The organism is Streptomyces sp. NPDC107575 (genome assembly GCF_055657265.1).
Window position 1 is genome coordinate 1 of the sequence record NZ_JBVKBG010000003.1, and the last position, 12,776, is coordinate 12,776.

The 12,776-nt window shown below is 69.8% G+C and carries 14 protein-coding genes, 1 rRNA gene and 1 pseudogene; 7 read left to right on the forward strand and 9 right to left on the reverse strand.

What is annotated here, in order from left to right; genetic code table 11:
* A 16S ribosomal RNA gene (locus tag ACZ7L4_RS13170) occupies positions 1-88 on the reverse strand; the annotation flags it as partial.
* 559 nt (positions 89-647) lie between these two features.
* A complete protein-coding gene (locus tag ACZ7L4_RS13175) occupies positions 648-1,289 on the reverse strand; it encodes a DNA-3-methyladenine glycosylase (RefSeq protein ID WP_472102049.1) in 642 nt (213 codons plus the stop codon).
* A 123-nt stretch (positions 1,290-1,412) separates the two neighbouring features.
* Here ACZ7L4_RS13175 and ACZ7L4_RS13180 point away from each other — a divergent pair, with 123 nt between their 5' ends.
* The 3 genes from ACZ7L4_RS13180 (at position 1,413) to ACZ7L4_RS13190 (ending at position 3,484) form a co-directional block, all read left to right on the forward strand.
* Entirely contained in the window at positions 1,413-2,195 is a 783-nt protein-coding gene (locus ACZ7L4_RS13180) for a sporulation protein (RefSeq protein WP_472102051.1), read from the forward strand.
* Between the two features lie 68 nt (positions 2,196-2,263).
* On the forward strand, positions 2,264-2,806 hold the full coding sequence (locus tag ACZ7L4_RS13185) for a YbhB/YbcL family Raf kinase inhibitor-like protein (protein WP_460245779.1): 543 nt from the start codon (positions 2,264-2,266) through the stop codon (positions 2,804-2,806).
* A gap of 171 nt (positions 2,807-2,977) precedes the next feature.
* Positions 2,978-3,484, forward strand: coding sequence for an HNH endonuclease (locus ACZ7L4_RS13190; protein ID WP_450814831.1), 507 nt, complete (start codon positions 2,978-2,980; stop codon positions 3,482-3,484).
* 67 nt (positions 3,485-3,551) lie between these two features.
* On the opposite strand, the gene ACZ7L4_RS13195 is transcribed toward ACZ7L4_RS13190, so the two are convergent.
* From ACZ7L4_RS13195 to ACZ7L4_RS13205, 3 genes and pseudogenes are all read right to left on the reverse strand, one after another.
* Complete coding sequence (locus tag ACZ7L4_RS13195; protein WP_450814833.1) at positions 3,552-4,508, reverse strand: SPFH domain-containing protein; 957 nt, start codon at positions 4,506-4,508, stop codon at positions 3,552-3,554.
* A 135-nt stretch (positions 4,509-4,643) separates the two neighbouring features.
* Positions 4,644-5,078 (reverse strand): NfeD family protein, encoded by a 435-nt coding sequence (locus ACZ7L4_RS13200; protein WP_472102053.1) that lies wholly within the window; start codon positions 5,076-5,078, stop codon positions 4,644-4,646.
* Positions 5,079-5,415: 337 nt separating this feature from the next.
* Positions 5,416-5,964: pseudogene (locus tag ACZ7L4_RS13205) on the reverse strand (ABC transporter ATP-binding protein); the annotation flags it as partial.
* A 147-nt stretch (positions 5,965-6,111) separates the two neighbouring features.
* Here ACZ7L4_RS13205 and ACZ7L4_RS13210 point away from each other — a divergent pair.
* Positions 6,112-6,894, forward strand: a complete 783-nt coding sequence (locus tag ACZ7L4_RS13210) for a hypothetical protein (RefSeq protein WP_450814837.1) — start codon at positions 6,112-6,114, stop codon at positions 6,892-6,894.
* Positions 6,895-6,984: 90 nt separating this feature from the next.
* On the opposite strand, the gene ACZ7L4_RS13215 is transcribed toward ACZ7L4_RS13210, so the two are convergent.
* From ACZ7L4_RS13215 to ACZ7L4_RS13230, 4 genes are all read right to left on the reverse strand, one after another.
* A complete protein-coding gene (locus ACZ7L4_RS13215; RefSeq protein ID WP_385766661.1) occupies positions 6,985-7,224 on the reverse strand; it encodes a chaplin in 240 nt (79 codons plus the stop codon).
* Positions 7,225-7,470: 246 nt separating this feature from the next.
* Positions 7,471-7,716 (reverse strand): chaplin, encoded by a 246-nt coding sequence (locus ACZ7L4_RS13220; protein WP_472102055.1) that lies wholly within the window; start codon positions 7,714-7,716, stop codon positions 7,471-7,473.
* Positions 7,717-7,887: 171 nt separating this feature from the next.
* Positions 7,888-8,529, reverse strand: coding sequence for a response regulator (locus ACZ7L4_RS13225; protein ID WP_385766667.1), 642 nt, complete (start codon positions 8,527-8,529; stop codon positions 7,888-7,890).
* Positions 8,522-9,667: a GAF domain-containing sensor histidine kinase gene (locus ACZ7L4_RS13230; protein WP_472102057.1), complete on the reverse strand. Its 1,146-nt coding sequence runs from the start codon at positions 9,665-9,667 to the stop codon at positions 8,522-8,524. Before ACZ7L4_RS13230 ends, ACZ7L4_RS13225 begins: the two co-directional genes overlap by 8 nt.
* Positions 9,668-9,852: 185 nt before the next feature.
* Between ACZ7L4_RS13230 and ACZ7L4_RS13235 the strand changes: the two genes are divergently transcribed.
* The 3 genes from ACZ7L4_RS13235 to ACZ7L4_RS13245 all read left to right on the forward strand — a co-directional run bounded on the left by ACZ7L4_RS13235 (position 9,853) and on the right by ACZ7L4_RS13245 (position 12,707).
* Positions 9,853-10,548 carry an SDR family NAD(P)-dependent oxidoreductase gene (locus tag ACZ7L4_RS13235; RefSeq protein WP_472102059.1) on the forward strand — a complete coding sequence of 232 codons (696 nt, stop codon included), beginning with the start codon at positions 9,853-9,855 and terminating at the stop codon, positions 10,546-10,548.
* On the forward strand, positions 10,548-11,630 hold the full coding sequence (locus ACZ7L4_RS13240; protein WP_472102061.1) for an S-adenosylmethionine:tRNA ribosyltransferase-isomerase: 1,083 nt from the start codon (positions 10,548-10,550) through the stop codon (positions 11,628-11,630). Before ACZ7L4_RS13235 ends, ACZ7L4_RS13240 begins: the two co-directional genes overlap by 1 nt.
* A gap of 321 nt (positions 11,631-11,951) precedes the next feature.
* Complete coding sequence (locus tag ACZ7L4_RS13245) at positions 11,952-12,707, forward strand: transglycosylase SLT domain-containing protein (protein WP_450814844.1); 756 nt, start codon at positions 11,952-11,954, stop codon at positions 12,705-12,707.
* Positions 12,708-12,776 lie beyond the last annotated feature (69 nt).

The following is a 12,776-nucleotide window of genomic DNA, read 5'->3' on the forward strand; positions in this document are numbered from 1 at the left end:
TCCACCCCGAAGGGCTTCATCGTTCGACTTGCATGTGTTAAGCACGCCGCCAGCGTTCGTCCTGAGCCAGGATCAAACTCTCCGTGAATGTTTCCCCGTAATCGGGGTGACACCACGAGAGCGGAACAGTCGGAGGAATAATCCGACCGTTCACAGCGTCCTCGCTGTGCGCCTGCCAGTCAGTGACCGGCAGGACTTTTCAAAGGAACCTCGTCCCAGCTGATGCCGGAGACGGGGTATCAACAAATTTTGGCGTTGATTTTTGGCACGCTGTTGAGTTCTCAAGGAACGGACGCTTCCTTTGTACTCACCCGCAGAACATTCTCTGGGGCTTTCCTCCGGGCGCTTCCCTTCGGTATTTCGTGTTTCCAACCCTACCAGATCCGTTTTCCGTTCCGTTTCCGGTTCGGATTTCATTTCCGGTGGCCGTTGGAGGGCCTTTGCCTTTCGGCGTGTCCACCACATTAACCGAATCTCCCGGCAACTCATAATCGAGATTCACGGGTTCGAATTCCGGCATGCGGGCACGCCGAAAAGACCCCGTCGAGGGAGATCGTAATGAGTGGTTTGGCCGCTTCCGGTGGTTGGCTCAGAGCCAGATCCGGCTTCAGCGGCTCGGGCCACATTACGGATCCCGTAGGGGCGCGTCAAGTTGAGCGGCGGCGCGGCGTGTGGGCCCGATAAGGGCTCACCGTCGGGTCGTTGGCCACCCAGAAGCGCCAGGGGTGGACGCCGCCCTCGCCGGACACTCCGGTGCGTGGACCGTTGCGTACCTGGTCAGCGGGGACGGGGGTGCCGTGCAGGACTCTCAGCGGGGAGTCCGTGCCGGCGCAGGCGTCGGTGCCGTCCAGGGATCGGTCCACGGCGAGGGCCGTGGCCATGCGGGCCGGGCCTTTGGCCAGTTCCTTGTCGTGTCGGGCCGATAGTCGACGTTCGCGGGCCAGTTCGGCGCCTTCGGTGATCTCGCCGGCGCGGAGCAGCACGGCGCTCGCTCGGCCCTCTTCGCCGCAGACCAGGTTCATGCAGTGCCACATGCCGTAGGTGAAGTAGACGTACACGTGTCCGGGGCGCCCGAACATCACGCTGTTGCGGGCGGTCCGGCCTCTGAAGGCGTGGGAGCCGGGGTCGTTCGCACCGTCGTAGGCCTCGACCTCGGTGATGCGGAGCTCGATCGGCCCGTCGGGGGTGTGCCGGACCAGCGTGCGTCCCAAGAGGTCGGGGGCTACTTCCAGTACGGGTCGGTCGAAGAACTCACGTGCGAGGGGCGTACGGTCAGGGGCCGCGATCATGCCCTCCGAGGGTAGTGGAGCGGGTGGGACAGGGCTCGGCGGAACCGGGCGCGGGTGTCCCGCGTTTGTAGTCAGCAGTATCAGCAGTGGTCGTACACGTTCGTACACGGAGGAGATCGGGTCATGGGGTTCAAGCGGCTGTTGGCGAGTCTGGGTGCGGGCGGGGCGTCCGTGGAGACGGTGCTCACCGAGGTCAATGTCGTACCCGGTGGTGTCGTTCAGGGTGAGGTACGGATCCAGGGCGGCTCCGTCGACCAGGAGATCGAGGGGCTTTCCGTCGGCCTGCAGGCGCGGGTCGAGGTCGAGGGGAACGACCAGGAGACGAAGCAGGACATCGAGTTCACCAAGGTGCGGCTCGGGGGTGCGTTCGAGCTGAAGGCGCAGGCCGTGCACGCCGTGCCGTTCGGGCTCGAGATTCCGTGGGAGACGCCCGTCACGACGATCGACGGGCAGCAGCTGCGCGGCATGAACATCGGGGTGACGACCGAGCTGGAGATCGCCCGGGCCATCGACTCGAGCGACCTCGACCCGATCAATGTGCACCCGCTGCCGTCCCAGCAGGCGCTGCTCGACGCGTTCATCCGGCTCGGCTTCCGGTTCAAGAGCGCGGACATGGAGCGCGGGCACATCCGGGGCACCCGGCAGAAGCTGCCGTTCTACCAGGAGATCGAGTTCCACCCGCCGCAGCAGTACCGGGGGCTCAACCAGGTCGAGCTGAGCTTCGTGGCCGACGACCGGGAGATGGACGTCGTACTGGAGATGGACAAGAAGCCGGGGCTGTTCAGCGAGGGCAGCGACACGTTCCGCTCGTTCGTGGTCGGGCACCACGACTTCCAGGGCACGGACTGGGCCGCGTACCTCAACCAGTGGCTGTCCGAGGTCGGCAGCAAGAGGAACTGGTTCTAGGGTTTCAGGAGCAGGGCCGACAGGCTCTGTGGGACCAGTGTTTCCGTAGAGAATCAGGAGGTGTCGTTGTGACCGAGCAGCCCCAGAGGGCGTCGCTTCCTCATGACTTTCATCCGCAGGTGCCGTCGTTCACCGTCGTGAGCCAGGACTTCGAGCCGGGCGGGACGCTGGACGACGCGCAGGTGTACGCGGCCGGGAACACGTCGCCGCACCTGCGCTGGGAGGGCTTCCCGGCGGAGACCAAGAGCTTCGCCGTGTCGTGCTTCGACCCGGACGCGCCGACCGGCAGCGGGTTCTGGCACTGGAGCGTGTTCGACATCCCGGCCTCGGTGACCGAGTTGCCGGTGGGCGCCGGCAGCGGCAAGTTCGAGGGGCTTCCCGAGGGCGCCGTGCAGGTGCGCAACGACTATGGGACGAAGGAATTCGGGGGCGCCGCGCCGCCTCCCGGGGACCCCGCCCACCGTTATGTGTTCACCGTGTACGCGGTGGATCAGGAGAAGCTCGGCCCGGATTCGGATGCTTCTCCCGCTTTCGTCGGGTTCAACCTGCGGTTCCACACGATTGCCCGGGCCCAGGTCATCGCCGAATACGGGGCGCCCGCCGAGGGCTGAGCCACAGTCCAGCGTTCACTGAACGTTTGCCCGCCTCTGGTCATGGAATTGATCAGAGGCGGGCATTTTTGCGTGGGGCTGCAGTTATTGCGTTGTCCATCTCGGCGTGCACGGCCAGAGTTGACGCACGGACGCCGAGTGGTGATCCGCTGCGTACGGGAGGTGGGCAGGGTGCGGGACACACTGGTGCTGAACGCGAGCTTCGAGCCGCTCTCCACTGTGACGCTCAATCGAGCCGTCGTGCTGGTGCTGCAGGACAAGGCCGTCGTCGAGCAGGTCCACCCCGAGCTGCGCATGCGCGGGGCCGAGATCGACATCCCGGTGCCCCGGGTGATCAGGCTGTGCAGGTACGTCCGGGTGCCGTTCCGAAGACGCGCGCCGTGGTCCAGGCGGGGTGTGCTCGTCCGGGATCAGCACCGGTGCGCGTACTGCGGCAAGCGGGCGACGACCGTCGACCACGTGGTGCCGAGGTCGCACGGCGGCGCCGATTCCTGGCTGAACACGGTGGCGTCCTGCGCCGACGACAATCACCGCAAGGCGAACCGGACGCCCGAGCAGGCAGGGATGCCGCTGCTGCGGCAGCCGTTCGAGCCGACGCCCGCCGATGCGATGCTGCTGTCGCTCGGTGCCGGCGGGCGGGCCGGGCTGCCGGAGTGGCTGGCGCGGACCGCCGCGTAGGGGCATGACCAGGGCGAGGGCCCGCCGACCTCCTGGTCGGCGGGCCCTCGTCGTGCACGGCGGGGAGCTAGTCGATCGGCGGCTGTTCGCGGCGCGGCTGGGGCGGCGTCGGCATCACCGGCGGCGTCTTCGCGTCGCTGCCGCCGGGCGTGGCGCCGAAGTTGCCGAAGGCGCCCGAGAGGCCCTTGAGGGCGTCGCCGATCTCGCTGGGGACGATCCAGAGCTTGTTGGCGTCGCCCTCGGCGATCTTCGGGAGCATCTGCAGGTACTGGTACGAGAGCAGCTTCTGGTCCGGGTCTCCGGCGTGGATGGACTCGAAGACCGTACGGATGGCCTGGGCCTCGCCCTCGGCGCGCAGGGCCGCGGCCTTGGCCTCACCCTCGGCCTTGAGGATCGCGGACTGCTTCTCACCTTCGGCGGTCAGGATCTGCGACTGCCGGATGCCTTCGGCGGTGAGGATCGCGGCGCGCTTGTCACGGTCGGCGCGCATCTGCTTCTCCATCGAGTCCTGGATGGAGGTGGGCGGCTCGATCGCCTTGAGCTCGACGCGGTTGACGCGGATGCCCCACTTGCCGGTTGCCTCGTCGAGGACGCCGCGCAGCGCCGCGTTGATCTCCTCGCGGGAGGTCAGGGTCCGCTCCAGGTCCATGCCACCGATGATGTTGCGCAGGGTGGTGACGGTGAGCTGCTCGATGGCCTGGATGTAGCTGGCGACCTCGTACGTCGCGGCCCGCGCGTCCGTCACCTGGTAGTAGATGACGGTGTCGATGTTGACCACCAGGTTGTCCTGGGTGATCACCGGCTGCGGCGGGAACGGCACGACCTGCTCGCGGAGGTCGATGCGGTTGCGGATCGAGTCGATGAACGGGACGACGATGTTCAGGCCCGCGTTCAACGTGCGTGTGTAGCGGCCGAAGCGCTCGACGATGGCGGCGCTGGCCTGCGGGATGACCTGGATGGTCTTGATCAGCGCGATGAAGACCAACACCACCAGAATGATCAGGACGATGATGATCGCTGACATCGAGTCTCCCGTGCCCCTCGTACCGTTCGTACCGTCGTGGTTCCGGCGCGCCCGCGCCGGAAGATCATGAGGTCTTGCGCGTCGAGTGTGTCAGAACTGCCCACGTGGCGGGGCTGGTTCGGGCCACATGTCGGTTCACATGACGATCGCCGTGGCCCCCTCGATGTCGACCACGTCGACCTGGCGGCCCGGCTCGAACGCCGCGTCCGCGTCGAGGGTGCGGGCGGACCAGATCTCGCCGCCCAGCTTGATCCGGCCGCCCTCCTGTCCGTCGACGCGCTCGACGACGACGGCCTGCTTGCCCTTCAACGCCTCGATGCCCGTCGCCAGTTCGGGTTTCTGGGCGCGGTGCCGGTTGGCCACGGGGCGTACGACCGCGATGAGCGCGCACGAGACGACCGCGAAGACGATCACTTGGAGGACCACACCGCCGCCCATGCCAGCCGTGACGGCGCCCGCGACGGCGCCGACGGCCAGCATCCCCAGTTCGGGCATGGCGGTGATGACGAGCGGGATTCCGAGTGCGGCCGCCCCGATCAGCCACCACACCCATGCGTCGATGTCTGCCACACGGCCATGGTAGATCGGCAACTGCCGCGCGGACAGGGGCCGTCCGGTCCGCGCGGGGGCGCGAAGAGGCTCAGCTCAGGGGCAGGCCGGTGGCAGTCCAGCGGCCGTTGCTCTCCTCGACGACCAGCGGGAGGCCGAAGCACTTGGAGAGGTTGCGGGAGGTGAGTTCGAGCTCGATGGGGCCCGCGGCGAGGATCCGGCCCTGGCGGATCATCAGGACGTGCGTGAAGCCGGGGGCGATCTCCTCGACGTGGTGCGTGACCATGATCATCGAGGGGGCGATCGGGTCGCGGGCGAGGCGGCCGAGGCGGCGCACCAGGTCCTCGCGGCCGCCGAGGTCGAGGCCCGCGGCGGGCTCGTCGAGGAGGAGCAGCTCGGGGTCGGTCATCAGGGCCCGGGCGATCAGCGTGCGCTTGCGCTCTCCTTCGGAGAGCGTCCCGAACTTGCGGTCCAGGTACTCGTTCATGCCGAGGCGGTCGAGGAACGCGCGGGCGCGCTGCTCGTCCACGTCCTCGTACTCCTCCTGCCAGCCGGCCGTCATGCCGTACGCGGCGGTGAGCACGGTCTGCAGGACGGTCTGGCGCTTGGGCAGCTTGTCGGCGAGCGCGATGCCGGCGACGCCGATGCGCGGGCGCAGCTCGAAGACGTCCGTACCGGGCTTGCCGAGGGTCTCGCCGAGGATCGTGGCGCTGCCGCTGCTCGGGTAGAGGTAGCTCGAGGCGACGTTCAGGAGGGTGGTCTTGCCCGCGCCGTTGGGTCCGAGGATGACCCAGCGCTCCCCCTCCTTCACCGACCAGGAGACCTGGTCCACCAGAGCCCGGCCCTCGCGGACCACGGATACGTCCTCCAGCTCCAGTACATCGCTCATGAGCGCGTTGTCTCCCATTGCAGTCTCGTCTGTTCGCCGCGTCCGTCGTGCCTTCGCACAGTTCCTGCTCGGCACGGCCCCCAAGGAAAACTTACGCCACCGCCCCAGTGGTCCATTCCATCGGTCTGGCTTTTGGCGGCTTTGCGGGCTTCTAAGGTGGGGCGCATGCTCACTGAACCACGCTCCGGACGCCTCGCGGCCTGGGGAAATGCCCTTCTTGGCGGATTTGTCGGGCCCGATGACGCGGCTCTCGCGATTGTCGGCGAGGACGCCTCTCACCGGGTGGCGGGCCTTCCGGGCGAGGACGGGCCCGTCGGTCTGACGCTGGCGCTCGGCCGGCTGCGGGCGCTGGGCGTCGGTGGCCTGCGGGTGGCGCTGCCCGCGCCGGGCCATCCGCTGGGGCTCAGCGGGCCGCCGGAGTTCAACGCGCGGGCCCTGGAGGCCGAGGAGGCGGTGGTCTGTCACGGCGCCGCGCTCGGGCTGGTTCCCGAGGTGTACGAGGTCGGTCCCGAGGGCGATGTGCACGCCGAGGTGATGTGGCACTGCCTGCCCGTGCGGGAGGCGCCGCCGGCGGATGTGCCCTCGCTCTCCGAGGCCGAGCGGGAGCTGGCGGAGGCGCTGCGGGACGCGACCGAGGTGCTGACGCGGCTCGACGTCGCCGGGTCGGGCCCTGTGTCCGAGGCCGCGGTGGACGCGTACCGGGCGCGGGCCGAGCGCGGGCGTGAGGCGTTGGCGCCGGGGTATCCCGGGCGGGCCGTGCGGGTGCTCGAGCTGGCGCAGCGGGTGGGGCTGCTGATCTCCGTGGCGTACGAGAGCGGGCACGGGGGTGCGGTGAGTGCCTCGGAGATGGGGGCGCGGGCGCTGGCGCTGCGCCCGGTGGAGCGGACGGCGCGGCGCGCGCAGGTGGCCGCGTACAACGCGTTCGTGGAGGAGCGGGAGCGCGGCTGAGAGCAGGGCTCAGGGCAAGGGCGAGAACAGGGAGAGGCCCCCACGGACCGGGTCCGTGGGGGCCTCTCTGTGCCTCGGGGGCAGCGAACCTCAGTTGTTGGCCGCGGTGTTGCCGAAGGCCGGGTTCAGCAGGCCGATCACGTTGACGGAGTTGCCGTCGACGTTCACCGGGACGTGGACCGGAACGCCGACGTTGTTGCCCGAGCCGACGCCCGGGGAGTTCGCGGCCACGCCGTCGGCGTTCGAGTCGGCGAAGGCGGCACCGGCGGAGGCACCCGCGGCGATACCGGCGACGGCGACGGCCACGGCGGCCTTCTTGGCGATGTTCATGAGAAGCGTTCCTCCAGATATTGCGGTCCGACCCCAGCCGCGGGGTCGCACGCTGAGAAACGCGCGGGGCGCGCGACAGACACGGGGCGACCCCCGGATCCGCTCGATTGGATCAATAGGCCGACGAATCGACCAGTCGCGCTATCGAACGGGAGAGCCACTCCGGACGAGACGGGAGAGCCGCCCCGGAAAGGCGGACCGGCCCCGCGGGGAACACCCCGGGGGCCGGCGAAGCCTGAGCACGCGTCAGCCGTTGAAGCCGTCGTTCGCGAACGCCGGGTTGAGGGCGCCGATCACCGTGGCGGTGTTGCCCACGGCGTTCACCGGAACGTGGATCGGGACCTGGACCAGGTTGCCCGAGCCGACGCCCGGGGACTTCACGGCGTGGCCGTGGGCCTGCGCACCGTCGGTGGCAGAGGCGAGGCCCGCACCGGCGGCGACAAGGCCACCGGCCACGAGGGTGACGGCCGCGGCCTTCTTCAGGTTCTTCACTTCTGGATCCTCCTAGCGGTCGCCGCGACACGACCGCCGCAGCACGCATTGGAGAACGCGGCCCAGCCCGAAGGGATGCGCCATTCGGGGGACATCTACACGACGGTATGAATTCCAGAACGGAGTATGACGCTCCATATTGCCGCCGCTTCGGTGTGCCCGCGCGGCCCCTCAGCCCGTGACGCCGTGCCGTACGGCCCACAGGGCGGCCTGGGTGCGGTCCGCCAGGTCGAGCTTCATCAGGATGTTCGAGACATGGGTCTTCACCGTCTTCTCGGAGAGGACGAGGGCGCGGGCGATCTCACGGTTCGAGCGGCCGTCGGCGATCAGGCCGAGCACCTCGCGCTCGCGCTCCGTGAGGGAACCGCCTCTCCCCTGCCCGTTGTTGCCGTCCTCCTGGGCGAGCAGGGCGCCCGCCACCTCGGGCTGCAGCAGGATGTGGCCCGCGTGGACGGAACGGATGGCGCCGGCCAGGGCGTCGGGGTCCACGTCCTTGTACACGTAACCGGCGGCGCCCGCGCGCAGGGCGGGGACGACGGTGCGCTGCTCGGTGAAGCTGGTGACGATCAACACCTTGGCGGGGTTGTCGAGTTCGCGGAGCCGGCGCAGCGCGTCGACCCCGTCCATGACCGGCATCTTGACGTCCATGAGGACGACGTCGGGCTTCAGTTCCTCGGCGCGGGCGACTCCTTCGGCGCCGTCCGCGGCCTCGCCGACGACCTCGATGTCGCCCTGCACCTCCAGGAACGTGCGCAGGCCCCGGCGGACGACCTGGTGATCGTCGACCAGCAGTACCTTGATCGGGTCAGCCACCGGGGACCTCCATCTCGATCGTGGTGCCCTTGCCGGGCTCCGAATCCACTGTGAGCCGGCCGCCGACACCGCCGGAGCGGTCGCGCATGGAGACGAGGCCCAGGTGGCGGCCCGCGCTGCGGATCGCCTTGGGGTCGAAGCCCACGCCGTCGTCGGTGACGCGCAGCACGGCGCCCTGGCCGTGCTTGTCGAGCGTGACCCGCACCTTCTCCGCTCCGGAGTGGCGCAGCGCGTTGTGCAGCGCCTCCTGGGCGACGCGCAGCAGCGCCTCCTCCTGGGCGGCGGGCAGCGCCTTTATGCCGCTGGTGGTGAACGTGACGTGCGCCGAGTGGGCGCGGTCGAGCACCTGGGCCTGCGTGCGCAACGTGGCCACCAGGCCGTCCTCGTCGAGCGCCGCGGGGCGCAACTCGACGACCGCCGCGCGCAGTTCGTCCGCCGCCTCCGCCGCGAGCGCCGCCACGTGCCCCAACTCTCCCTTGGCGCGGTCCGGGTCACGGTCCATCAGGGTCGCTGCGGCCTGTGCGGTCAGGCGCAGGGAGAACAGCTTCTGGCTCACCGCGTCGTGCAACTCATGGGCGATACGGGAGCGTTCCTCGGCGATGGTGAGCTCGCGGCTGCGCTCGTAGAGGCGGGCGTTCGTGAGCGCGATGGCGGCGTGCTGGGCGAGGATCCCGAGCAGTTCCTCGTCGTCCTGCGTGAAGCCGCAACCGCCTTCCGGCTTCGGGCAGTTCTTGTTCGCCAGGAAGAGTGCGCCGATGGTCTCCTCGCCGTCCTTGATCGGCAGGCCGAGGAAGTCGGACATGTCCGGGTGGGCGGAGGGCCAGCCCTCGAAGCGGGGGTCCTCCCGGACGTCGGCGAGGCGCTCGGTCTTCGCGTCGCGCAGCATCGCGGCGAGGATGCCGTGCTGGCGCGGCAGCGGGCCGATGGCCTTCCACTGCTCGTCGCTGACGCCGTCGACGACGAACTGGGCGAAGCCCCCGTGGTCGTCCGGCACACCGAGCGCCGCGTACTCGGCGTCGAGCAGCTCGCGGGCCGAGGCGACGATCGTCTTGAGGACGTCGCGCACCTCGAGATGCCTGCTCATGGCGAGGAGCGCGGCGCTCACCGCGGCCAAGCCTGTACGTGGACCCTGACTCATGACCTCACCGTACCGGCGGGGTGTGACAGCCGGATCGGACCGAGGGCGCCCTCCGCCTAGGTCGGTCGGCGTAGGGCGAAGGGCCCTGCGTTGTTGCTGCTCGCGTACGAGGCGCCGAGGGCCGCCGCGTTCCTACGTTGAGGACACGACGCACAACGGATGACGTACTCAAGGGGACGGTTGTCATGACGGTAGCGATCATCACGGGGGCCTCGCGGGGATTCGGGAGGGCGCTGGCGACGGCGCTGGCCGAGCGGGGCTGGGATCTGGTCCTGGACGCGCGCTCCGCCGGGCCGCTGGAGGACGTCGCGGAGCGGCTGCGCAAGCACGGTGGGGCGGTGACGGCCGTGCCGGGCGATGTCGCGGACGGCGGCCACCGGGTGGAACTGATCGCCGCGGCGTGGGAGTTGGGCGGGCTCGATCTGCTGGTGAACAACGCGAGCGTGCTGGGCGCGGAGCCGCTGGTGCGGCTCGACCGGCATTCGCTGGACGACTTCAGGTCGGCGCTCGAGGTCAATGTGGTGGCACCGCTCGGCCTGCTCCAGGAGGCGCTGCCGCTGCTGCGCGAGGCGCCGGCCGGGACGGTGATCAGCATGAGTTCGGACGCGGCCACGGAGGCGTACCCCACCTGGGGCGGCTACGGGTCGACGAAGGCGGCGCTCGACCAGCTGGTGGCCGTGCTCGGGGTGGAGGAGCCGGGGCTGCGGGTGTGGGCGGTCGATCCGGGCGGGATGCGCACGGACATGCTGGCGGCGGCCGAGCCGGACGAGGATCTGAGCGAGGTGCCGCGCCCCGAGGACGTGGTCCCCGCCTTCCTGCGCCTCCTGGACCGGCGGCCCGCCAGCGGGCGCTACTCGGCCCCGTCCCTCCTGGAGGCGTGATGACGTTGGCGTTGCGGGTGCCCGAGGAGCTGTCGGCGCGGGTCCCGGCCGAGCAGCGGGGGCCCGGCCGGGACAGATCGTCCGTACGTCTCCTGGTGTCGCGCGGCACCGTCGCCACCCATCACCGCTTCCCCGAGCTGCCGTCCGTGCTGCGGGCCGGGGACCTGCTCGTCGTCAACACCTCCCCTACATTGGCGGCCGCCGTGGACGGGCGGGTCGGGCACGCGCGCGTGGTCGTGCACTTCTCGACGCGCGGCGACGACGGGCGCTGGGCGGTGGAGCTGCGGGAGCCGGACGCGCGGGGCACCACGGGGCCGCGCCCCGGCGGTCCCGCCGGGTCCGTGGTCGCGCTCCCCGGAGGCGTACGCCTCGTATATGAGGAGCCCCTGGCGGCCGGGAGCGAGCGGCTGTGGTGGGTGCGGGCGACCGGGGACGTGCGGGCGCTGCTCGGCCGGCGCGGGCGGCCCATCCGCTACTCCTACACGGAGCGGGACCAGCCGCTGGCCGCCTACCAGACAGTGTTCGCCCTGCCGTACGCCGCCGGGGCGGGCAGCGCGGAGATGCCCAGTGCGGCGCGGCCCTTCACGGAGTCGGTCGTGTCGCGGCTCGTGAGCCGTGGTGTGCAGTTCGCGCCGATCACGCTGCATACGGGGGTGGCGTCCGCCGAGTCGCACGAACCTCCTTATGCGGAGCGTTTCGAGGTGCCCGAGGCGTCGGCCCGCCTGATCAACGCCGCGCGGGCCGCGGGGCAGAACGTCATCGCCGTGGGGACCACCGCGGTGCGGGCCGTCGAGTCCGCCGTGGACGCCGAGGGGGTCGTGCGGGCGGCGCGCGGCTGGACGGATCTCGTCGTGACGCCCGAGCGCGGCGTGCGGGTGGTGGACGGCCTCCTCACCGGGCTGCACGAGCCGGAGGCCTCCCATCTCCTGATGCTGGAGGCGGTGGCGGGGCGGGCCGCGGTGGACCGTGCGTACGAGGAGGCGCTGCGGGGGCGCTACCTGTGGCACGAGTTCGGCGACGTGCACCTCATCCTTCCGGAGGAGAACCCTCACGCTGTGCGTTGCAGTGGCAACTGCCGGTGAGTTCGGGAGGGGGTGCGTGTGACGCCACCCATAGGGCCCACGTCACGTACGAAGGTCCGTAGTGGATGAGTAAGCGACTTAGGTCCCGTTGCAGCGCTGGGGCAGGAAGTCGGACATCGGCTTCCTGTCCCTTTTCGTGCCCCCGTGGCGCACTACCCGGCTTCGTAGATCACACCTTTGCCTCGGCATTTTGCGGCCGCTAAGAATGTCCATCGTTGTTCGGCGCCGCGGGGTCCTACCCGTGGGGTTCGTGTCCTAAACACGACCGTCCGGTCCCCCGGTCGGCGAGCGACTTCCGTTCTTAGAGAGGTCCCCATCTCCATGTCCAAGCACGCCAACGCCGGCCATAGTCAGCTGACCCGCACCCACAAGTTCTCGCTCGCCGGTGTCGCCGCTCTCGGTGCCGCCGCCCTCGCGGTGACGCTGGTGCCGGGTCACGACACTCAGGCTTCGGCGAAGGACGAGACGGTCGCCGCCGCCCCGGTCGCCTTCACCACCGAGGCCGGCGCGAAGCAGATCAAGGACGTCCACGCCAGCGTCACCGACCAGCAGGCCGCCGCCAGCGAGAAGGCCAAGCAGGCCGAGGCCAAGGCGAAGGCCCGCCAGGAGGCCGAGGCGAAGAAGAAGGCCGAGGCCGAGAAGAAGGCCCAGGCCGAGGCCCAGGCGAAGGCCAAGGCCGCTGCCGAGGCGAAGGCGAAGAAGGAGCGCGAGGCCCAGGAGGCCGCCGCGCGTGCCGCCGCCCGCAAGCCGGTCTACGCCAACAACCTGGACGGCTGGATCAAGGAATCCCTCGCCATCATGAAGGACAAGGGCATTCCGGGCTCGTACGACGGCCTGCACCGCAACATCATGCGTGAGTCGGGCGGCGACCCGAACGCGGTGAACGGCACGGACATCAACGCCATCAACGGCACGCCCTCCAAGGGCCTGCTGCAGGTCATCCAGCCGACCTTCGACGCGTACCACGTCGACGGCACCGCCAACAGCCTGACCGACCCGGTCGCCAACATCGTGGCCGCGGCCAACTACGCGGCCGACAAGTACGGCTCCATCGACAACGTGGACAGCGCGTACTGATGCCTGTAGTCGGGACCTCCAGGTCCAGCACTCGCTGAACCCCCACGGCACGAAGGGCGGCACCATATG